This is a genomic window from Nocardia sp. No.11 (assembly GCF_038752175.1).
In the GTDB taxonomy this organism is placed as follows: Bacteria; Actinomycetota; Actinomycetes; order Mycobacteriales; family Mycobacteriaceae; genus Nocardia; species Nocardia canadensis.
Genome location: NZ_JBCGFB010000003.1, coordinates 67,161 through 87,172, shown reverse-complemented (window position 1 = coordinate 87,172; position 20,012 = coordinate 67,161). Strand labels below are relative to the sequence as shown.

At 70.7% G+C, this 20,012-nt stretch carries 20 protein-coding genes; 10 read left to right on the top strand and 10 right to left on the bottom strand.

Annotated elements, in window-relative coordinates; genetic code table 11:
* Positions 1-70: 70 nt before the first annotated feature.
* From V8688_RS02135 to V8688_RS02120, 4 genes are read right to left on the bottom strand one after another with little or no spacing between them, the layout of a single operon-like run.
* Complete coding sequence (locus tag V8688_RS02135; RefSeq protein ID WP_342800044.1) at positions 71-697, bottom strand: MBL fold metallo-hydrolase; 627 nt, start codon at positions 695-697, stop codon at positions 71-73.
* Complete coding sequence (locus V8688_RS02130; protein ID WP_218718947.1) at positions 694-1,779, bottom strand: S-(hydroxymethyl)mycothiol dehydrogenase; 1,086 nt, start codon at positions 1,777-1,779, stop codon at positions 694-696. Before V8688_RS02130 ends, V8688_RS02135 begins: the two co-directional genes overlap by 4 nt.
* 53 nt (positions 1,780-1,832) lie before the next feature.
* Positions 1,833-2,051: a hypothetical protein gene (locus V8688_RS02125; protein WP_218718946.1), complete on the bottom strand. Its 219-nt coding sequence runs from the start codon at positions 2,049-2,051 to the stop codon at positions 1,833-1,835.
* Between the two features lie 38 nt (positions 2,052-2,089).
* Positions 2,090-2,965 carry a hypothetical protein gene (locus V8688_RS02120; protein WP_218718945.1) on the bottom strand — a complete coding sequence of 292 codons (876 nt, stop codon included), beginning with the start codon at positions 2,963-2,965 and terminating at the stop codon, positions 2,090-2,092.
* Positions 2,966-3,244: 279 nt separating this feature from the next.
* Between V8688_RS02120 and V8688_RS02115 the strand changes: the two genes are divergently transcribed.
* Both V8688_RS02115 and V8688_RS02110 read left to right on the top strand, forming a co-directional pair.
* Positions 3,245-4,009, top strand: a complete 765-nt coding sequence (locus V8688_RS02115; RefSeq protein WP_342800043.1) for an ankyrin repeat domain-containing protein — start codon at positions 3,245-3,247, stop codon at positions 4,007-4,009.
* A gap of 57 nt (positions 4,010-4,066) precedes the next feature.
* Positions 4,067-4,987, top strand: coding sequence for an alpha/beta fold hydrolase (locus tag V8688_RS02110; protein WP_316573942.1), 921 nt, complete (start codon positions 4,067-4,069; stop codon positions 4,985-4,987).
* On the opposite strand, the gene V8688_RS02105 is transcribed toward V8688_RS02110, so the two are convergent.
* On the bottom strand, positions 4,968-5,978 hold the full coding sequence (locus tag V8688_RS02105) for a helix-turn-helix domain-containing protein (protein WP_342800042.1): 1,011 nt from the start codon (positions 5,976-5,978) through the stop codon (positions 4,968-4,970). The two genes, V8688_RS02110 and V8688_RS02105, sit on opposite strands and share 20 nt — an antisense overlap.
* 173 nt (positions 5,979-6,151) lie before the next feature.
* Here V8688_RS02105 and V8688_RS02100 point away from each other — a divergent pair, with 173 nt between their 5' ends.
* Positions 6,152-6,697, top strand: a complete 546-nt coding sequence (locus tag V8688_RS02100) for a hypothetical protein (protein WP_342800041.1) — start codon at positions 6,152-6,154, stop codon at positions 6,695-6,697.
* A gap of 213 nt (positions 6,698-6,910) precedes the next feature.
* Here V8688_RS02100 and V8688_RS02095 read toward each other — a convergent pair whose 3' ends face one another.
* The gene (locus tag V8688_RS02095; protein ID WP_342800040.1) at positions 6,911-7,564 is read right to left on the bottom strand and encodes a TetR/AcrR family transcriptional regulator; all 654 of its coding nucleotides are present in this window, start codon (positions 7,562-7,564) and stop codon (positions 6,911-6,913) included.
* A gap of 162 nt (positions 7,565-7,726) precedes the next feature.
* Between V8688_RS02095 and V8688_RS02090 the strand changes: the two genes are divergently transcribed.
* Positions 7,727-9,760, top strand: coding sequence for a CocE/NonD family hydrolase (locus V8688_RS02090; RefSeq protein ID WP_342800039.1), 2,034 nt, complete (start codon positions 7,727-7,729; stop codon positions 9,758-9,760).
* Positions 9,761-9,832: 72 nt separating this feature from the next.
* On the opposite strand, the gene V8688_RS02085 is transcribed toward V8688_RS02090, so the two are convergent.
* Positions 9,833-11,098, bottom strand: coding sequence for an FAD-dependent monooxygenase (locus V8688_RS02085; RefSeq protein ID WP_342800038.1), 1,266 nt, complete (start codon positions 11,096-11,098; stop codon positions 9,833-9,835).
* A 131-nt stretch (positions 11,099-11,229) separates the two neighbouring features.
* Complete coding sequence (locus tag V8688_RS02080) at positions 11,230-12,012, bottom strand: DUF72 domain-containing protein (RefSeq protein WP_342800037.1); 783 nt, start codon at positions 12,010-12,012, stop codon at positions 11,230-11,232.
* A gap of 95 nt (positions 12,013-12,107) precedes the next feature.
* On the opposite strand from V8688_RS02080, the gene V8688_RS02075 reads away from it, so the two are divergent.
* The 5 genes from V8688_RS02075 to V8688_RS02055 all read left to right on the top strand — a co-directional run bounded on the left by V8688_RS02075 (position 12,108) and on the right by V8688_RS02055 (position 17,786).
* Entirely contained in the window at positions 12,108-12,797 is a 690-nt protein-coding gene (locus V8688_RS02075) for a rhomboid-like protein (RefSeq protein WP_342800036.1), read from the top strand.
* Between the two features lie 52 nt (positions 12,798-12,849).
* A complete protein-coding gene (locus tag V8688_RS02070; RefSeq protein WP_342800035.1) occupies positions 12,850-13,845 on the top strand; it encodes a YdcF family protein in 996 nt (331 codons plus the stop codon).
* 130 nt (positions 13,846-13,975) lie between these two features.
* A complete protein-coding gene (locus V8688_RS02065) occupies positions 13,976-14,878 on the top strand; it encodes a metal-dependent hydrolase (protein WP_218718935.1) in 903 nt (300 codons plus the stop codon).
* A complete protein-coding gene (locus V8688_RS02060; RefSeq protein WP_342800034.1) occupies positions 14,875-15,981 on the top strand; it encodes a PDR/VanB family oxidoreductase in 1,107 nt (368 codons plus the stop codon). Before V8688_RS02065 ends, V8688_RS02060 begins: the two co-directional genes overlap by 4 nt.
* A gap of 32 nt (positions 15,982-16,013) precedes the next feature.
* The gene (locus V8688_RS02055; RefSeq protein ID WP_218718933.1) at positions 16,014-17,786 is read left to right on the top strand and encodes an SDR family oxidoreductase; all 1,773 of its coding nucleotides are present in this window, start codon (positions 16,014-16,016) and stop codon (positions 17,784-17,786) included.
* 7 nt (positions 17,787-17,793) lie between these two features.
* Here the strand turns inward: V8688_RS02055 and V8688_RS02050 are convergent, their stop codons facing one another.
* Positions 17,794-18,297: a hypothetical protein gene (locus V8688_RS02050; protein ID WP_218718932.1), complete on the bottom strand. Its 504-nt coding sequence runs from the start codon at positions 18,295-18,297 to the stop codon at positions 17,794-17,796.
* 226 nt (positions 18,298-18,523) lie between these two features.
* Positions 18,524-18,751, bottom strand: a complete 228-nt coding sequence (locus tag V8688_RS02045; protein ID WP_342800033.1) for a hypothetical protein — start codon at positions 18,749-18,751, stop codon at positions 18,524-18,526.
* 71 nt (positions 18,752-18,822) lie between these two features.
* On the opposite strand from V8688_RS02045, the gene V8688_RS02040 reads away from it, so the two are divergent.
* Entirely contained in the window at positions 18,823-19,827 is a 1,005-nt protein-coding gene (locus V8688_RS02040; protein WP_218718930.1) for a zinc-binding dehydrogenase, read from the top strand.
* The last annotated feature ends 185 nt before the right edge of the window (positions 19,828-20,012 follow it).

The following is a 20,012-nucleotide window of genomic DNA, read 5'->3' as shown; positions in this document are numbered from 1 at the left end:
CTCCGGGAGCACGATGGATTCGAGCGTCGGGAGTGCCCGCCGACGGACGCGGCGGACGCTCCCGGCGGGCTCAGTGACCGCGGGCGATCCAGTCCGCGAGCGCGGGACGTTCGTCGCCGATCGCGGTGTCGGGGCCGTGGCCGGTGTGCACCGTCGTATCGTCCGGGAGGGCGAACAGCCGGTCGCGGATGGAATCGATGATGGTGCCGAAATCGGAGTAGGAACGGCCGGTGGCGCCGGGTCCGCCCGCGAACAGGGTGTCGCCGGTGAACAGCGCCGACAACTCCGGCAGGTGCAGCGAGACCGAGCCGGGGGAGTGGCCCGGAGTGTGCAGCAGGTCGATATCGTTGCCCGCCACCGTGATCCGGTCGATATCGGCCAGCGAGCGGTAGGCGGCGTCGGGGTGGGTCATCCGCCACAGCGGCTCGTCGCCCGGATGCAGCAGGACCGGCGCGTCGAGTCGCTGGGACAGCTCCGGCGCGACGGTCACGTGGTCGTTGTGGCCGTGCGTGCACAGGATCGCGGTGACGTGCCGGGCACCGACCGCGGCGGCGATGGCGTCGGCATCGTGAGCGGCGTCGACCACCAGCACCTCGGTGTCGTCACCGATCAGCCACACATTGTTGTCGACGTCCCAGGTGCCGCCGTCGAGCGCGAAAGTGCCCGAGGTGACGACCTTCTCGATGCGGGCACTCACCAGACCACCACCGAGCGCAGCACCTTGCCCTCGCCCATGGCGGCGAACGCCTGCTCGACCTCGTCGACGCCGATGCGCTCGGTGACGAAGCGATCCAGCGGCAGCCTGCCCTGGCGGTGCAGGTCGATGAGCATCGGGAAGTCGCGTTCGGGCAGGCAATCGCCGTACCAGGACGACTTCAGCGCGCCGCCGTGCGAGAACAGATCGATCAGCGGCATGTCCAGGGTCATGTCCGGGGTCGGGACGCCGACGAGCACCACGGTGCCTGCCAGGTCGCGGCCGTAGAACGCCTGCTTCCAGGTCTCCGGGCGCCCGACCGCGTCGATCACCACGTCGGCACCGAATCCGTCGGTGAGCTCCTTGATCTGCTCGACCACATCGGCGGTGCTCGCGTCGATGGTGTGGGTGGCACCGAAGTCCCTGGCCCACTCCAGCTTTCGCGGGTCGCGATCGATCGCGATGATGGTGCCCGCGCCGGCGAGGAAGGCGCCGGCGATGGCCGCGTCACCGACGCCGCCGCAGCCGATCACCGCGACACTGTCGCCGCGCGAGACCGCGCCGGTGTTCACCGCCGCGCCGATGCCGGCCATCACACCGCAGCCGAGCAGTCCGGCCACGGCCGGATCGGTCTCGGGATCGACCTTGGTGCACTGCTTTTCGTGCACCAGGGTCTTGTCGGCGAACGCGCCGACGCCGAGCGCCGGAGTGAGCGGGGTGCCGTCGGTGAGCGTCATCGGCACGCTGGCGTTGTGGGTGTCGAAGCAGTACCAGGGGCGACCGCGCCGACAGGCCCGGCACTCGCCGCAGACCGCGCGCCAGTTCAGCACGACGAAATCGCCCTCGGCGACATGGGTGACCGCCGCGCCGACCGACTCGACGACACCCGCCGCCTCGTGGCCGAGCAGGAACGGGAACTCGTCGTTGATCCCGCCTTCGCGATAGTGCAGATCGGTGTGGCAGACCCCGCACGCCTGGACGCGGACGACCACATCGTGCGGCCCGGGATCGGGAATCACGATATCGACGGTTTCGACCGGCGCGTTCTTCGCGCGGGCGATGACTCCGCGAACGGTGTCGGGCATGCGGACCTCCTAGGTTGACGTCGTCGTCAACGCTAGCGGGGTCCGGCGCCGGATCACATCGGGATGGGTGGGATCCGGCCGGTCCGGGTGCCGAGCGCGTCCTGCACGTGATGCTCGACGAGCAGCGGGACGAAGTCGCGGACGTGGGCCCGGGCGAACTGGTCGTGGGTCCGGCGGACGATGTCGGCGATCTCGGCGGGGGCGACGGTCGGATACCGGATGGTCAACCGTTCGATGACCTCGTCGAGTTGCTGATCCTCGTGAGTAGTCATGTCCCAGGGGTACCCCGGGAACGAGGTATCTCACCCGGCTACTTCTCGTCGAAGACCAGATCCGTCGGCGGGTGGGTCAGGCGCACGGTCGGGCCGTCGACCACGGTGATCGCGTCGAGACCGGTGGTGGAGTGACCGGTGGAGAGGATGAAGAAGCGATCGGCCGCCTGGGCGAGGAAGGCGGGGAAACCGTCGAGCGAGAGATCGCCGTCGCCGAGCGCGAGGTAGTCGGCCAGGCGGCGGAACAGCTTCGGTAGCAGCACCACCTCGTCGGACAGGGCGGTCGGCGAGGTGATCGCGGCGCCGGTGGTCGTCGCGTCGGCCGCCCAGACACCGAGCGGGGTCGCCGCGGTCGCGGCGGCCGTGGCGACCGCGGCGAACTCGGTCCGCAGGGCGGGGAACAGGCTGCGATAGAACGTCGGGTAGGCCAGGCCGGTGGCCAGCTGGTGGTGATTGAGGGTGAGTCGCAGCAGGGCCACGTCGACGAACATCTCGGCGCCCGCGCTATCGGGCGAGGCGCCGCGCCCGGCGAAGGCGACACACCGGCCGTGCAGATCGGCGCCCCGGGTCAGGATGAAACCGGGCACCTCGGCCTGATCCGCGGCGGTGACGGTCTCGTTCGCATCGCGCACCACGCCGGTGAAGCCCAGCCAGGCGAGCAGCTCCTCGGCGGCGGCGTGGGCGAGCGGCAACGGTTGGTGGGTGCGGGTGCCGTGGCGGGGCGTGTAGTGCGTCTCCAGCGAATCGATGCCGTCCAGGCGCAACTGCGCGGCGCCGGAGGCGTTGCGTTTCACCCGATGTGGGCCGCCCACCCGGTCCCACAGGGTGGGGTCGTCGGGACGGAAGCGCACCGAGTCGCCGTCGGGCTGGGCGCCCTTGGCGACGAAGACTCCGGAGATCAGCAGAAACGGCATCGCGCGTCCTTCGGCTCGTGGTGATCGCCGCCCGTCGTGGTGCGCGGGGCAGGGAGACCGTGCGGGCCGCGGAGGTGTCGACCGCGCTGTCGGACGGCTCTCAGTGTGGACATCGGCTGGCGCGCAGGGCAATACGGCGAGAGCGATAGTTCTGCGCTGTTCACCGCGTGGTTACCGCGACACGCCATAGACGGTGTCGATGGCGATGATCGGTACTGCGTCCTGGACGCGATGGCACTCGCTGGGCACGGTGGAGGGGACCTGACCAGAGGAGAACCCATGCACCCGGCTCGTTCGACCATCCGTGGCGCCCGCGCGAGCGTGCTCGCGCTCGCCGTGCTGGCGGTGGGTATCGGCGCCTGTTCCGCCGATCCGGACGTACGGTCTGCCGTTCCGGCCACCACGGTGACCACCGAGGCCCCCATCCAGGCGCCGCCGACCACCCGGCAGCTCGACCACAGCCTCGACGACGACCTGTTCGCCGCCGCCGCGAGCAACGACGCGGCGCGCGTACGTGACCTGATCGCTCGGGGCGCCGATCTGGAAACGCGCGGCGACCAGGGCCGGACGCCGCTGATCGCCGCCACCAAGAACCGGGCGAGTGCGGCGGCGGTGGCTCTCATCGACGCGGGCGCCGACGTCGACGCCAAGGACGACCTGCAGGACTCCGCCTACCTCTACGCCGGTGCCGAGGGCTTCGACGAGATCCTCGAGCCGGTCCTGCGCCACGGCGCCGACCTGCGCAGCGTCAATCGCTACGGCGGGACCGCGCTCATTCCCGCCAGTGAGCACGGGCACGTGAGCACCGTGCGCCTGCTGGTCGCGGCGGGCGTCGACGTGAACCACGTCAACACGCCGAAATGGACGGCGCTGCAGGAGGCGATCGTCTACGGCGACGGCTCGCAGCGCTACCAGGAGACCGTGACCGCGCTGCTCGACGCGGGCGCCGACCCGCGGATCCGCGACGCGGACGGCCGCACCGCACTGGACAACGCCGAGCGGAGGAATCAGGACGCGATCGTCGCCCTGCTGCGCGGGCGCTGACCAGGTGCCGACCGCGGCTGCGGGATACGCTCAGGTCAGCGGTCTACGCTCGGCGATATGGCCGCGGACGGGTTGTTCCTTGCTCCCACGATCGGCCGACCCGCGGACAAGGTCGGATACTTCCCCGATCGGGCGAGCTTCGAGCACTTCGCCGCCGCCTACCGCGCGGGCATGGCCCAACTTCCGCCGCCCGATGCCATCGCCGCGGTGCCGACCTCGTTCGGTCCCGTGCGCGCCTACCGCTTCGGTCCCGGCGGCGACACCCCCGTGGTCTTGCTGTCCGGCCGCCAGGCCTCGACGCCGATGTGGGCCACCAACCTGCCGGGCCTGATGGCGCGGCGCACGGTCTGGTCGGTGGACAGCGTGGGTGAGCCGGGCGCGAGCGGGCAGACCACGGCGCTGACCGATGGGTCGGATCAGGCGACCTGGATCGCCGAAACCCTGGTGGGACTGGGGGTTCGGCGGGCCCATCTGCTCGGTGTCAGCATCGGCGCGAACCTGGCCGTGCAGACCGCGCTGCATCGTCCGGAGCGCGTCGCCTCGATCACCCTGCTCGATCCGGCCGATACCTTCGCCCGGCTGAGCTGGAAGATGATCGTCGTCTCGCTGGGCAGTGCGGTCCCCGCCCTGCCGACCGGGCTGCGAAACCGCTTGCTGGGCTGGATCTCCGGCGGTGTCCCGGTCGACGACTCGATTCCCGAGGGCAGGCTGATCGCCGCCGGGATGACGGATTACCGTGGCGCCCAGCCGCTGCTCCCGCGCCCCACCGAGGACCAGCTGCGCGCTCTGACGGTGCCGGTCCTGGCCCTGTTCGCGGGCCGCTCCATCGTGCACGACGCCGACCGGGCCGCCGCCACCGCGCGCCTGATCCCCGGCGCGCAGGTCGAGGTCTGGCCCGACGCGTCCCACGCCATCAACGGCGAGTACCCCGACCGCATCGCCGAGCGATTCACCGCCTTCACCGCCGGGATCGGCTGACCGGCAACGGTTCCGGGTCGGCGTCGGGAGCAGGACGCGACAACGTTGCCCGATAGTGGGCGGGGGCGACCCCGAATCGGCGGACGAAGGCCTGCCGCAGTGATTCGGCGGTGCCGAAGCCGCAGCGGGTCGCGATCACCGCGACCGGGGTCGTGGTGTGGACGAGCAGTTGCGCGGCGGCCTCGACCCGCGCGCGGCGGATGTGGCGGCCGGGGGTGACGCCGAGATGTTTGCCGAACAGCCTGGTCAGGTGACGTGCGCTCACGCCTTCCCTGGCGGCCAGCGTCGCGGTGGACAGGTCCTCGGACAGATGCGCGGCGATATGCGCGGTGACCCGCCGGACCAGCGCGTGCTCGGCGTGCGGCTGCGCGGTGAACATGCTCATCTGCGCCTGTGAACCGGGCCGCTGCAAGTAGGTCACCAGGCCGCGGGCGACCTGGCGGGCCAGCTCGGCGCCGTGGTCCTCCTCGACGAAGGCGAGCATGAGGTCGATCGCGCTGGTCATCCCCGCCGCCGTGGCGACGCGGCCGTCACGGATGTAGATCGGATCGGGATCGACGGTGACGCGCGGATATTCGGCGGCCAGCATGTCGGCGGCGATCCAGTGCGTGGTCGCCCGCCTGCCGTCGAGCAGTCCGGCCGCGGCCAGCACGCTCGCCCCGGTGCAGACCGAGGCGACGCGGCGGCTCACCGCGGCGAGCCTGCGGACATGCGCGACCAGTGCGGTGTCGCGCGCCGCGTCCAGATGGCCGAGACCGCCGGAGACGATCAAGGTGTCGAGGGGGCCGGTGAGGCGCTCCCACCGGGCCTGCCCGTGCAACCGCAGCCCGGAATCGCAGGTGATGGTCCGCCCGCCGTGCGTGGCCAGTGCGACCCGGTACGGCGGATCGGCGCCGAGCCGGTTGGCGCCGTCGAGGGTGGTGGTGACGCAGGCCAGGTCGAGCAGCTCGGCGCCGTCGTAGCCGATGACGGCAACAGTCCGTGCGCCCATACGGCCCAGTGTAGGTGGGCCGGGCGTTGTCCTCGCGGGTCTGTTCTGCCAGGAATCACAAGAAAACGGACAGGGTCGGCCGCGGCTGCGAAATTTGGCGTTCGCGCGCACCAGGCTGAGGGAACGGCGATCGACGGAGGCGGGTCATGACGGTATCGGACCAACGAATGTCCTTGGGATACAGCAGAATCGGTGCGGCGATGCCGCGGCGCTGGCCGAGTGTCGTCGCGCTCGGGCTGGTGCTGCTGATCTGGCCGACGGGCGCGGAGAGCACGGTGCGGGCGCTGGCGGAGCTGTTGGTCGTGTTGCCGCTGATCTATCTGGTCACCGCGGCCCTCGGCAGGCCGGATCGCACATGGGCTGTCTTCGGCGCGCTCGGCGTCCTGTTCGGCCTGCTGTCGGTGCAGAACCTGGTGCCGACCACGGTCGTGCTGGCGGTGGTGGCGGCGCTCGCGGTGGCCCTGGCGCTGCGCCACGACCGGGTCGATCGGCCGTTTCTGGCGCAGCTCGCGGGTTTCGCGCTGTTCACGGTGCTCGCGGTGGCGGCGCAGCACGTGGATATCGGGTGGGCGCGGGTCCTGGTCGCGGCGGGCTGGATCGGGCACGGTCTGTGGGACTACGAACATCGGCACGCGCGGCGCACGGTCGCGCGTACCTTCGCGGAGTTCTGCGGTCTGGTCGACGTACTCGTGGGAGTGGCCGTCCTCGCGATCCCCTGACCGGGGTTCGGCGATCTCAGCCGAGGACCGAGATCGCCAGGCCGAGCAGGGCGCCGCCGAAATCCACGGTGTTGCGGACCTTCTGGAGGCTCCAGGTCCACGCCGGGAAGCCGGCGGGCACGGGCTGCAACGCCGCCCCGGACGGGACGTTCCGGTTCGGTCTCGCCGCTCTGCTCGACGGCATCGGCGCCCGGAGAACGCTCCAGGGCAACCCTATTCGGCGTCCGCGCTGATCCGGTCCAGCACCGCGCCGACCACCAGGCAACCGCTGTCGACGACATCGGTCAGCGGCTGACGGTAGTCGTCGAGCACCCATTTCTGGGCGATGATCAGGATCGCGCCGACCAGCCCGAGCACGACCATCCGCGCGCTCGGCGCGGGGTGGGAGTCCAGATCCACATACGGCGTCAACAGCGCCAGGCAGATGTCGACCAGCGCGTCGAGCACATCGTGGTAGGCGCGGTCGACGGTCGGGCTCACGCCGAGGATCTCGAAGAAGGCGATCCGCGGCACGCGGGGATCGTCGAGGATGAGCTGGAAGTACGCCGTGAGCGTGCCGCGCACCCTGGTGTCGATATCGGCGTCGAGGTCGCCGATGCCGACGTGGATCGCCTCCAGCATCCGCGCGGTGACCTCGCGATACACCTCGAGCAGCAGGTCCTCGCTGTCGGTGAAGGATTCGTAGAAGTACCGCTTCCCGACGCCGGCCGCGGCACAGATGGTGGTGACGGTGGTGTTGCGGTAGCCGTCGGTGCCGAAGGCTTCGGTGGCCGCCTCGATGAGCCGGGCACGCCGTTCCTGCTGACGCTGTCCGGGTGCGGCGCCGCGGTACCTGCGTCCGTCGGCATCGATATCGGGCGCGTTCACGCCATCGATTCTGTCAGGTGGCTCGTGCGGGTCGGCGCGGCGGCCGGTGGTTGCGGGGGAGGGGCCGAGAACATGTTCTTGCGATCGAACGTGACGCAGGCTACGTTACTTCCCGGTACGGGAACGTCGTGGTTCCCGATGGTGGAGGGCTGAGACCGAAGCATGATCAAAAATCGAGGGCGACTGGCCGCGCTGGTCGCATCCGTCGTCGTGTTCGCGGGCGCTGTCGCATCGGCCCCGGTCGGCCAGGCGTTGCCGGCCGACGGGGGGCTGGACGCGCAGTTCGTCGCCACCCACAACGGCCCGCAGCAATACCCGAACGTCTTCATCGAGTGGGACGTGCCGATCACGATGAGTGACGGAACGGTATTGAAAGCCAACGTCTATCACCCGGCGGGTGCCGACGGCCAGCCGATCACCGAGCCGACGCCCACCATCGTCAACATGACGCCGTACACGAAGCTGGTGTCCAACGTCGCCGACTCGGCGCTCGCCGTGCCCGGCCTGTCCGACGTGCTGCTGCCGGTGCTGCAGAACCTGGACTTCTCGGCGTTCGGCTTCAGCAGCCTCAGCGACATGATGAAGGCGCTGCCCGGCGGCGCCGCCCGCACCTTCGGTGTCGACCGGAACCTGATCCGCGGCGGCTACACCCAGGTCGTCGTCGATGTGCGCGGCACCGGATTCTCCCAGGGCACCTGGCAGGTGTTCGGCGAACGCGAACAGCTCGACGGCGTCGAGGTCGTCGACTGGGCGGCCGCGCAGGGCTGGTCCAACGGCAAGATCGGGATGAGCGGCATCTCCTACTCGGGGATCAATCAGCTCCAGACCGCGCAGCGCCATCCCGCCGCGCTCAAGGCGATCTTCCCGATCGTGCCCGGCAGCGACCTGATCCGCGATGTGGCCGCGCCCGGCGGCGCGCTGGGCGTCGGCTTCATCCCGCCGTGGCTGCTCGCCGTCGACGGGGCGAAGCTGCTGCCGGACCTGGTGTCGATTTTTTCCGGCAAGTTCGACTGGACGTGGCTCGGCGACCGGGTGCGTGACCCGTTCACCTTCTTCAATGTGCTCATCGCGGCCCTGACCACGCCGAGCGTGGACCAGATCCCGCCGGAGATGGCCAGCATCCTCGACGACGAGAGCCCGCTGCGCACCGCCTGGGTCGGGCAGCCCGACCAGGTGCGGGTGCCGACCTTCCTCTACGGCGGCTGGCACGACATCTTCACCTACTCGACCCCGCGCATCTACAACGCCGTCGATGTGCCCGCCGAGCAGAAGAAGCTCGTCATGGGCAACGTCTACCACGTGACCGTGAGTTCGGGTCTGGGCCAGGCCGGTGCGCCCGCGCCGCTGGAGTCGTTGCAGCGGGCGTGGTTCGACAAGTGGCTCAAGGGCATCGACAACGGAGTCGACCGCTACGAGCCGGTCACCCTGTGGCAGCAGGGCAGTGAGCAGTGGACGACCGACGTCGCCTTCCCGCGGCCCGGCATGCAGTACCGGCGGATGTACCTCGACCCCGCGTCGTCCGGCTCGGCGCCGGGCGCCCGCTTCGACGGCAGTCTCGTCGGCGCACCCGGTGCCGCGCAGCGGGTATCGGTGGATCCGAGCCTGACGACCATCTGCTCGCGGGACGCCGCGCAGGGCACGGCGGGGCTGATCCCGCTGCCGGACGTGTGCGCCAAGGACGCGCGGATCAGTGAGGGCGCGGCGCTGACCTTCACCACCGCTCCGGTCACCCAGGCGACCCGGATCTCCGGCGCGATCGCCGCGCACCTGAACACGGTGCTCGACGCGACCGACGGCTACTGGACCGTCACGGTGAACGACGTCGCGCCCGACGGCCGGTCGACGGTCTGGTCGCAGGGTCAGCTGGTGGCCTCGCTGCGCGCGGTCGACGACGGCAAGTCGACCCGCTCGCCCAACGGTGACTACACCGACCCGTACCCGATCCTCACCCTGGACACCCGTCAGCCGGTCGTCCCGGGCGAGCCGACCACGATCGACATCGGCATCCGCGCCACCGACGGCGTCCTGCTGCCGGGGCACCGGCTGCGCATCGACGTCTTCGCGAGCAACTTCCCCAGCGGAATCCCGTTGCGGCCGTTGCTGAACGAGAGCGGCCTGCGCACCCAGCACCTCGAACTCGACCCCGCTCGCCCGAGCTGGATCAACGTTCCGCTGGATACCGATCCCGGCTGGTGATCGCCGCCCGCGCGGCGCAGCGCTGATCGTGGCTCGCCTTTCGGCCGAAGGCCCCGCCCCGCGGCGGGGCCTTCATGGCTTCGGCGACGCCGTGACCGGCGCTTCGACCGGAACACCGGAGTCCGGCAGTCCCGCGTAGTCGGGCAGCTCGATGCCGTTGATCGCGCGGTCGATCAGGTCGAAGTCCCACTCGGTCGCGGCCTCGCCCGGCGCGGCGGTCAAGCTCTGCGCGTGCAGCCTGCCGATTTCCTGGTTGGCCTCGACGAACGAGCGCATCCGCCGCTCGTAGCCGGTGAATCCGGCCTCCGGGTCCCAGCCGGCAGCGGCCAGCTCGCCGGCCAGCAGATAGGCGCCGACCAGAGCCAGCCCGGTGCCCTGCCCGGACATCGGCGACGAGCTGAAGGCCGCGTCCCCGAGCAGCCCCACCCGGCCGGTCGACCAGCGGTCCATCACCACCTGGGCGACCTGGTCGAGGTAGAAGTCCGGGGTGTCGTCCAGGTGGGCGAGGATGCGCGAGGTCGACCAGCCCATACCGGCCATCCGCTCGCGCAGCAGGCGCTGCTGGGCCGCGATGTCGCGGTGGTCGACGTCGAAGTCCCCCGAGGGGAAGGAGAAGATCGCCATCGCCCGGGTGGTGTCCCGCAGCGGCCGCAGAATCGCGGTGCGACCGGACTGCTGGTACTCGATCAGCCGGCGGTCCAGCCCGAACTCGTTGGGCACGCTGTAGAAGGCCAGCACGAGCCCGAGGTGGCGGAGGAATCGCTCGTGCGGCCCGAAGACCATCGCCCGCAGTGCCGAGTGCAGCCCGTCCGCCCCGATCACCAGGTCGAAGCGCCGCCGGTCGCCGCTCTCGAAGGTCACGTCGACCCCGTCCGGGTCCTGGGTGAGCGTCGCGATCCGGTCGCCGAACAGGTACTCGACGTCGTCGCGGGTGTCGTCGTAGAGCACCTGGGACAGGTCACCGCGCAGGATCTCGATCTCCGCGATGTAGCCGTCGCCGCCGTCGTCGTCCGCACGGACGGTCTCCAGCACGGTCCCGGTCGCGTCCACGGTGTGCGCGCCCGCGGTCTCGGTGCGGGCCGCGCGCACCCGCGCGTCGAGCCCCATGCGCCGGATGACCTCCCTGCTCACCCCGCGTGCGTCCACCGCCTGTCCCCCGGGACGCAGCGCGGGGGCCCGTTCCACCACCGTCACCTCGGCCCCGCGCCGGTGCAGCCAGTGCGCGAGCGCGGGCCCCGCGATGCTCGCCCCCGCTACCAGCACCCTGGGGCTGTGCGGCCCGCCCGCCCGCTCGCCCATCTCGTCCGGGTGTTCGTGCGCGGGGTTGTCGACGCTCATCGTTGCCTCCGTGTGCTTCTGCCCGCGCTGGAACGGTCCCGGCACAGGCCCACCGCTGTCGGTGTATCCACCGGTATCGACGACGGATCCACCCAGAATTCATCGGTGCGGTCGCGGTCGGGTGTCCACACCTACCCGGGCACTCGGCTGACCCGCGCGCCCGCCGCGTCGGCGAGGTGGGCGAAGGTGACGGCGTCCTCGACGGCGGCACCGCCGTGGTCGTTGTTGAAGTAGACGTAGCCGTCGGCATCGCCCGGCCCGGCGTCGAGCAGCCGGTCCACCCAGCTCGCCAGCGCCCGGTGACCGTAATGCGGTGGGGGAGCGGCGCGTCCGGCGTGCAGGCGCAGGTAGGCCCAGTCGGTGGTCCGCCACAGCGCGGTGACCGGGCGCGAGTCGCGATCGGCCCAGGCCAGCGCCGCATTCCGCGATTCCAGGACCGCGCGGGTGTCGTCGGTCCACCACGACGCGTGCCGCGGCTCGACCGCGACCCGCACCGTGGCGGGGAAGCAGCGCAGGCAGTCGTCGAGCAGCGCGGGATCGGCGCGCAGGGTCGGCGGCAGTTGCAGCAGGATCGGGCCCAGCCGGTCGCCGAGGCCGTCGGCCCGGTCGAGCAGGCGCTGCACCGGTTCGGCGGGATCCCGTAATCGCTTGATGTGGGTGAGATAGCGGCTGGCCTTCACCGCGATCACGAAGTCGGCCGGAGTGCGCTCCCGCCAGGCGGCGAAGGTCTCCCGGCTCGGCAGCCGGTAGAAGGCATTGTTCGACTCGACGGTGGCGAACGCGTCGGCGTAGTGCTCGAGCCAGCGTCGCGTCGGCAGGCCGTCCGGATACAGCACACCGCGCCAATCGCGGTACTGCCAGCCGGAGGTGCCGACCCGGATCACGCCACTCACCTGCCCCTCGCGCACGCTCACTCGGTGCCCCCGCATCCGGCGACTACCCGGGCAGCGCGACCGGAAACGGTCCTCGCGCCGCGCACTGCGGTCCCGGGCAGATCCGGCACACTGAGATGGTGAGCGCATCTGGCAGCGGGCGGGCTCGAGCAGGCGCGGTGGCGGTGGGGCGGTGGGTCCGCAGCGCGCCGGGGACCTACCTGTGGCTGGCCGCGCTGGCGGTGACCACGATCATCATCCGGCGGCTGCCCGACGACGAGGCGCGCCAATGGCTGGGCCACCGGTCGACCAATCTGCATCATCTGGCCGAGGACCCCATCCGGGTGCTGATCGGCAGCGCGTTCTGGACCGACGGGGGCAGCTGGTTCGCCTACGCGGTGCTGTTCACTCTTTTCCACGCCAATGCCGAACGCTGGCTCGGCACGCTGCGCTGGCTCGCGGTGGCGGTGCTCGCCCATGTCGGCGCCACCTACCTCAGCGAAGGCGTGCTGCTGTGGGCGATCCGCCATGACGACGCGCCCGAACGCGCGATGTACACCCTCGACGTGGGCGTCAGCTACGCGCTGGCCGGCGTCGCGGCGGTGCTGGCCTACCGGCTGGTGACGCCGTGGCGGTGGCTCTACGTCCTGGGCGTGCTCGCGGTCGTGCTGCCGCCGGTCTTCGTCGATCGCACGTTCACCGACGTGGGACACGCGAGCGCCGCCGCCCTCGGCTTCGCCTGCTACCCGCTCACCCGGGGGCGCGGCGGTGCCTGGGATCCGGGGGCGCTGGTGCGCCGGTTCCGGCACCGCGCCTCGGCCGGATGACCCCTACCTGCGACATCGAGGTTGCCTGCCGGTAGCCGGATAGGGTGGCCTGGTGATCTTGCTGGTGGTCGGTGTGGTTCTGCTCGGGATCTTCGCGCTGCGCTTCCGTCAGGAGCGTCGCCGGTTCGGTAACGGGGTGCTGTTGCTGCTCGGGCTGCTGTGCGCGGGTGGGGCGCTGGTGTCCGCCGGCGCGGAGGGGGCGGGGCCGGAGTTGTTGCTCGCGCTGGCGCTGGTGCTGTCGCCGCTGCTCGTGCTGGTGCTGGCGGGTTTGCTGATGGTCAACGGGGTGGTGATGTTGCGCCGGGAAGGCGTGCGGGCGGCCAATCTGCTCTCGCTCGGCCTGGGCCTGGCGTTGCTCGTCCCGTACGGGCTGCTGGTGGTCGCGGTGGTCGCGCGGTGGCAGGTGCTCGGCGTGCTGCTGCTCGCGGTCGTCCTCGTCGCCGCCTACCTGGGCTTCGTGCTGTCGGCGTTTCTGCTCTATTCGGTGGTCTACGGCATGGCCACCCGCACCGACAACGCCGCCGCGATCGTCGTGCACGGCGCGGGACTGCTGGGCGACCGGGTGCCGCCGCTGCTGGCGAACAGGCTGGACCGGGCCCTGGGCATCTGGCACGCGGCTCAGGCACGGGGCCGTACTCCGCTGCTGGTGCCCAGTGGTGGCAAGGGCTCCGACGAGAAGGTCTCCGAGGCCGACGCGATGAGCGCCTACCTGGCCGAACACGGCGTGCCCGCCCAGGACGTGCTGCCCGAGGACCGGTCGACGAGCACCAGGGAGAACCTGCTGTTCAGCAGGGAGTTGCTGGCCAGGCAGGGGGTCGACCGCGACATTGTGCTGGTCACCAGCAATTTCCATGTGCTGCGCACCGCGCTGCTCGCCCGATCCGTCGGCCTCGACGCCCAGGCGGTCGGTGCGCCGACCGCCCGCTACTACCTGCCCAGCGCCATCCTGCGGGAGTTCGCCGCCGTGCTCGTCGAGTACAAACGGCTCAATATCGCCGTCTGCGCGATGTTGGTCGCGCTCCCGTTCGTGGCACTGCTCGCCTCCTGACTCCGGCGAAAAAGGCCAAAATAGGTGTTACCTCGAATACTACGTACATGTATCATTTCCTTACCGCACGACCGGCGCACCGTGGCGCCGGCGCTCGACCGAGCAACGCGCGGTAGGACGAGGAGTACCGATGAAGCTACTTCGCCGGGCCGTACGGCGACCGGAGGTAGATCCCGGCAAGGTCGCCCTGCATGCCCGCAACGTGACCTTCGACTGGTCGGATGTCGATCTGCAGTGGATGCCGGCCGAACCGTACGCATCCCACCTGATCAGCGCGCTGAACATGCTGCTGCCCGAGGGCGAGCGGATGTTCATCGTGACCTACCGCGAGGCGCTGGCCTACGTGAAGGACGAGAAGCTGCGCGAGGACATGCTCGGTTTCATCGGGCAGGAATCGATGCACGCCGAGACCCACGAGAAGGTCCTGCACGACGTGCTCACCGCCAACGGCATCGACGCGGCGCCCTACGTGCGGCAGATGGAATACCTGTTCCGCAAGACGCTGGGCCCCCGTGGCGGTGACGACCGCGCCGGACGGCAGATGCTGATCGAACGGCTCGCGTTCATCGCCTGCCTCGAACACTTCTTCGCCTGGCTCGGCGACTGGGTGATCAACGCCGATTTGGAGAAGTTCGGCGCCGACCCGCGCATGGCCGATCTGTTCCGCTGGCACGGTGCCGAGGAGGTCGAGCACCGCAACGTCGCCCACGACGTCGCCGAGTACTTCGGCGTCGGCTACGTGCGCCGCTGCGCCTCGATGATGCTGGTGTTCCCGATCTTCATCGCGCTGCTGGTGCGTGGCGCGAAGTTCCTGGTGCAGCAGGATCCGCAGCTGCCCGATCACGGGTACCCGCGGGTGATCTCCTCGGTCCTGGGCGCGATGTGGCGCGGCGCGTTGCCGGGCATCCCGTCGCTGCTGATCAGTGCGCTGTCGACCTTCCAGCCCGGCTACAGCCCGGAGAACGTCGGTTCGACCGCGCAGGCTGTCGCCTATCTCGCGCAGTCGCCCGCGGCCAGGGCGGCGGCCTCGTGACGGTGCGCGACGTGCCGCAGGCGCTGCCCGGCGACCTGTACGGCAAGCATCGCCACGATCCCGGCACCCGCGTGCTCGACGCGATCGCGACCGCCCGGCTGCGCTGGAGTGCCCTGGTCAACCGTCGTGACGTGCGCCCGCGCGTCGACGATCGCCGGTTCCCGGTGGTGGTCACCGAGCGCCGGATCGTCGCGCACGACCAGGACGTGGTGAGTCTGCGCCTGGAGGCGCCCGACGGCCGGGTGCTGCCCGCGTGGCGTCCCGGCGCGCACCTGGATCTCGAGCTGCCCTCCGGCCTGCTGCGGCAGTACTCGCTGTGCGGCGACCCCGCCGACGAGCGCGCCTACCGGATCGCGGTGCGCCGCATCCCCGACGGCGGCGGTGGCTCGCGCGAGGTGCACGACGAACTGCCGGTGGGCAGCCGATTCGTGGTGCGCGGTCCGCGAAACGCCTTCCCGTTCGCGGTTCCCGGTCATGGTTCGCCCGCGCAGCGCCTGCACTTCGTCGCCGGCGGCATCGGCATCACACCGATCCTGCCGATGGCGCGGCTCGCGCACCGGCTCGGCGTGCCGTGGACGATGGTCTACACGGGGCGCTCGCGCGACACCATCCCGTTCCTGGCCGAGCTGGAGAGCTTCGGCGAGCATGTCGTCGTGCGCACCGACGACGAGCACGGTCTGCCCGACGCGGCGGCGCTGCTGCCCGGGGTCGGCGCGGGCACGGCGGTCTATGCCTGTGGCCCGACCCCGATGACCTCGGCGATCGTCGCTGCCGTGCGCACCATGCCCCAGGTGGAACTGCACTTCGAGCGGTTCTCGCCGCCGCCGATCGTGGACGGCACCGCCTTCGAGATCGAATTCGCCTCCACCGGTGCGGTGATCGAGGTCCCCGCCGACCGCAGCGCGCTCGACGCCATCCTCGCGACCCGCCCCGACCAGCCCTACTCGTGCCGGCAGGGCTTCTGCCGCACCTGCGTCGTGCGGGTGCTCGCGGGCGAGCCCGATCATCGGGAGAACACCCTCTCCGATGCCGACCATGCCGCGGGCGAGCTGCTCGCCTGCGTATCCCGTTCGCACGGTGAGCGATTGGTGCTCGACCTGTGAGTTCGATTCCAGGACAAGGAGTCCGAAGAGAGATGTCTGTCGACACCACGCAGGCCGCCAACCGGCGCACCGTCCGCAACGGCGAGTTCGAGCTCGCCGTGTTCGAATACGGCGACCCCGCGGCCGACACCGTCGTGCTCGTGCACGGCTGGCCCGACACCCACCACCTGTGGGACAAGGTGATTCCACGACTCGCGCAGCGCTTCCACGTCGTCGCCTACGACACCCGCGGCCACGGCGAGTCCACCCGCACCCAGCGCACCGCCGACTTCCGGCTCGACGAACTCGCCCGCGACTTCTACGCCGTCATCGACACGGTCAGTCCCGACCGTCCGGTGCACGTGCTCGCCCACGACTGGGGTTCGGTGCAGGTGTGGGAGGCGGTGTGCGAGCCGCAGGCGACCGAGCGGATCGCCTCGTTCACCTCGGTGTCGGGCCCGAACCTCGACCACCTGGCCGCCTGGGTGCGCGACCGGCTCGCCCGACCGACCCCGCGCAACATCTGGCAGCCGGTGACTCAGGCGCTGTCCTCGGCCTACACCGCGTTCTTCATGACCCCGGTGCTGCCGCGCGCCACCTTCGGCGCCATCGGCACCGAGAAGGTGTGGCAGCGCGCCGTCGCGCTGATGAACGACACCGCGCCCGGCAATGTCGTGCTCGGCCCCACGTTCCGCCGCGACATGGTCGACGGCCTGCTCATCTATCGCGCGAACATCGTGCAGCGCATGCTGTCGCCGCGCGAGCGGCGCACCGAGGTGCCGGTGCAGCTGATCGTGGCCGGTCGCGACGTGGCCGTGCGCCCCGCGGGCTACGACGACTCTCGCAAGTGGACCGCTCGCCTGTGGCGTCGGGATGTGCCCGCCGGGCACTGGATGCCGTTCTCGCACCCCGACCTGCTGGCCACCGCCACCACGGAACTGATCGACGCGCTCGCCGGCGGCGAGGTCCCGCGCGGGCTCGCCCGTGCCGAAGTGGGCCGCACCCGTAAGGAATTCGAGAACAAGCTGGTGGTGATCACCGGTGCGGGCAGCGGCATCGGTCGCGAGACCGCGCTGGCCTTCGCCCGGCTCGGCGGCGAGGTAGTGGTCTCGGACGTGAACGAGAACGCCGCCAAGGAGACAGCGGAGCTGATCGTCGCCGAAGGTGGTGTCGCGCACGCCTACGCGCTGGACGTGTCCGACGAGGCCGCGGTCCGTGCGCATGCCGACGACGTCATCGCCGCGCACGGCGTGCCCGACGTCCTGATCAACAACGCCGGTGTCGGGCAGGCGGGCGGCTTCCTCGACACCCCGTCCGCGGAATTCGACCGGGTCCTGCGGATCAACCTGGGCGGTGTGGTCAACGGCTGCCGGGCTTTCGGCGCGGCGATGGCCGAGCGCGGCCTGGGCGGGCACATCGTGAACCTGTCCAGCATGGCGGCCTACAGCCCGCAGCGCGACATGGCCGCCTATGCCACCAGCAAGTCGGCGGTGTTCATGTTCTCCGACTGCCTGCGCGCCGAACTGGCCGAGCGCGGCATCTCGGTCTCGACCGTGTGCCCGGGCATCGTGCACACCAATATCGTGGCCACCACCCGCATCTCGGGTGTCTCCGCCGAGGACGAGGCGGCCACCCAGCGCAAGTTCGACAAGCTCTACGAGCGGCGCGGTTACACCCCCGACAAGGTCGCGGCGCAGATCGTGAAGGCGGTGCGCGGCGGCCGTGACATCGTGCCGGTGACGCCGGAATCGTGGGTGCAGTACCGGATCAACCGGCTCGCGCCCGGCGCGGTGCGGTTCGCGGCCCGCCGGATGAAGCTGGTCTGACGCGCGGTCACGCCCGGCGCAGTCGCTCCCGCACGGCGGCGACGTGCCGGGCGTCCACGCCCCACGGCTGCTCGACGCCGACCTTGCGGTCGAGGTCCCACAGCACGCACTGTTCGTCCGGTCCGGCCACCAGCGACCAGGCCACCACGGTCCGGCCGAGCTGGTCGAGCATGGACCCGTGATCGGGTGCGCTGTCGCCGGCGCCGTCGGGGAAGTGGTGCAGGAACCGGCCGTAGGCGTCGGTACAGAATCGCGCGTACTGCTGGGTGCACAGGATGAACCCGTGCCAGGCTTCGTCGACCGCGTGCGAGGGCATCCCGATCACCTGGTCGTCGCGCATCGCCGCGCCGCAGCAGCGCAACCATTGGCGCAGACCGGTTTCCACCAGTTCGCGCGGCTGCCAGGGGCAGGTCTTGAAGATCGCGTCGGGGAAACGCAGGTCGGCGACGGTGCGATCGACCGCGCCGAGGTCGATCGGTCGCGGACCGCGTCGAAGGAACGAGAGCGCCACGATGTCACTGTAAGCCCCCTGGGTGGTCGCTCGTCTGCGCTGCCGCGGACGGGTGGGGCGGCTAGCCTGCAGGCATGGTGGTGATGCTGGTGATCGTGCTCGCGTTCTTGGTGGTCGGTCTCGCGGTGCTGGTCACGGCGGTAGTGGTGCTGGTTCGCAAGCTGAGTCCGCCGCGTGGCCCGCAGGGGTTCACCGATCAGAGCTGGCTGGCCGGGTCGGCGGGGACCTACGGGTTCTTCGACGGGCCGACCGGGCCGCACGGCTCCGGATCGAGCTGCGGCGGTGGCTCGACCAGCAGTTGTGGCGGGGGCAGTAGCAGCGGTTGCTCCGGCAGCGGCAGCGGTTGCGGCGGCGGCTCGAGCAGCAGTTGTGGCGGCGGATCGAGCAGCAGCTGTGGCGGTGGTTCCAGCAGCAGTTGCGGTGGCGGCTCGTGATCGGGTGATCCACGCCGCACCCCTCTTGACCTGAACTCGACTTCAGGTTCCATGCTCAGCGCGTCGGTGTAGATACCACGAGGGAGTCGCGATGCGTGCTGTGCAGGTCAAGGAATTCGGTGGACCGGAAGTGCTCGAGGTGCGGGAACTGCCCGCGCCGCAACCCGGTCCGGCCGAAGTGGTGGTCGATGTCGAGGTCGCCGATGTGATGTTCCTCGACACCCGGCTGCGCAGCGGCTGGGGCCGGGATTTCTTCCCGCTGAGCCTGCCGTACGTGCCCGGCGGCGCGATCGGCGGCGTCGTCTCGGCGGTCGGCGCCGAGGTCGACTCCGGCTGGCTCGGCAAGCGCGTCGTCACCCAGACCGCCGCCAGCGGTGTCGGCGGCGGCGTGCCCACCGGCGGCTACGCCGAACACGCCCTGGCCAAGGCCGAGACCCTGGTGCGGATCGCCGACGGGCTGAGCACCCAGCAGGCCGTCGCGCTCGCCCACGACGGCCGCACCGCGTTCGCCGTGTTCGACCGCGCGGCCGTCGGCCCGGATTCGTGGGTGCTGATCACCGCGGCCGCGGGTGGTCTCGGCACGCTGCTCACCCAGCTGTCGGTGGCGGCGGGCGCGAAGGTGGTGGCCGCCGCGCGCGGCGCCGACAAGCTCGCCCTCGCGCAGCGGCTCGGCGCGAGCGAGGTCGTCGACTACACCGTCGACGGCTGGGACGAGCGGGTGCGTGAGATCACCGGCGGGGGTGCCGATGTCGTCTTCGACGGCGCGGGCGGCGCGCTCGGCGGCCTGGCCCTGACCGCCGCGGCCGACGGCGGCATCTTCCTCGGATACGGGTCCGCCGCAGGTGATTTCGCTCACGCCGACGCCGAGGCGGCCGCCGCCCGCGGCGTCACCGTGCTCGGTCTGTTCGATGTCGTCGCCGGCGAAATCGACTGGACGGCCATCGCTCGACGCGCTCAAACCGAGGTCGCCGCAGGCAGACTGGAGGTGGTGATCGGTCAGACGTTCCCGATCGAGCAAGTCGAGCGCGCGCACGCGGTCATCGAGAGCCGATCGGCACTCGGCCGGACCCTGTTGACGATCGGCGCGTCATTGTAACTTAGTCTGCGCCGCAACGGAATACGCGATAAGTTCATACTGTGCAGGGAATAATTGTCATAGCAGTGATAGTCGCGGTTCTTCTGTTGGTTATCGGCGTGATCAAGCTAGCCAGCAACCCCGGGGGCACGATCGAGCGTCGCGACCGCGAGCGGCGGGCACAGGTGCCGCGGCAGAAAGCCGAA

What these genes read in the sequence shown, in the direction of transcription:
- V8688_RS02125 (WP_218718946.1), bottom strand. Translation starts at nt 2,051, where the DNA reads ATGACTACTCACGAGGATCAGCAACTCGACGAGGTCATCGAACGGTTG.
- V8688_RS02105 (WP_342800042.1), bottom strand. Translation starts at nt 5,978, where the DNA reads ATGGGCGCACGGACTGTTGCCGTCATCGGCTACGACGGCGCCGAGCTG.
- V8688_RS02065 (WP_218718935.1), top strand. Translation starts at nt 13,976, where the DNA reads ATGAAGCTACTTCGCCGGGCCGTACGGCGACCGGAGGTAGATCCCGGC.
- V8688_RS02120 (WP_218718945.1), bottom strand. Translation starts at nt 2,965, where the DNA reads ATGCCGTTTCTGCTGATCTCCGGAGTCTTCGTCGCCAAGGGCGCCCAG.
- V8688_RS02085 (WP_342800038.1), bottom strand. Translation starts at nt 11,098, where the DNA reads ATGAGCGTCGACAACCCCGCGCACGAACACCCGGACGAGATGGGCGAG.
- V8688_RS02075 (WP_342800036.1), top strand. Translation starts at nt 12,108, where the DNA reads ATGGTGAGCGCATCTGGCAGCGGGCGGGCTCGAGCAGGCGCGGTGGCG.
- V8688_RS02110 (WP_316573942.1), top strand. Translation starts at nt 4,067, where the DNA reads ATGGCCGCGGACGGGTTGTTCCTTGCTCCCACGATCGGCCGACCCGCG.
- V8688_RS02090 (WP_342800039.1), top strand. Translation starts at nt 7,727, where the DNA reads ATGATCAAAAATCGAGGGCGACTGGCCGCGCTGGTCGCATCCGTCGTC.
- V8688_RS02040 (WP_218718930.1), top strand. Translation starts at nt 18,823, where the DNA reads ATGCGTGCTGTGCAGGTCAAGGAATTCGGTGGACCGGAAGTGCTCGAG.
- V8688_RS02115 (WP_342800043.1), top strand. Translation starts at nt 3,245, where the DNA reads ATGCACCCGGCTCGTTCGACCATCCGTGGCGCCCGCGCGAGCGTGCTC.
- V8688_RS02055 (WP_218718933.1), top strand. Translation starts at nt 16,014, where the DNA reads ATGTCTGTCGACACCACGCAGGCCGCCAACCGGCGCACCGTCCGCAAC.
- V8688_RS02130 (WP_218718947.1), bottom strand. Translation starts at nt 1,779, where the DNA reads ATGCCCGACACCGTTCGCGGAGTCATCGCCCGCGCGAAGAACGCGCCG.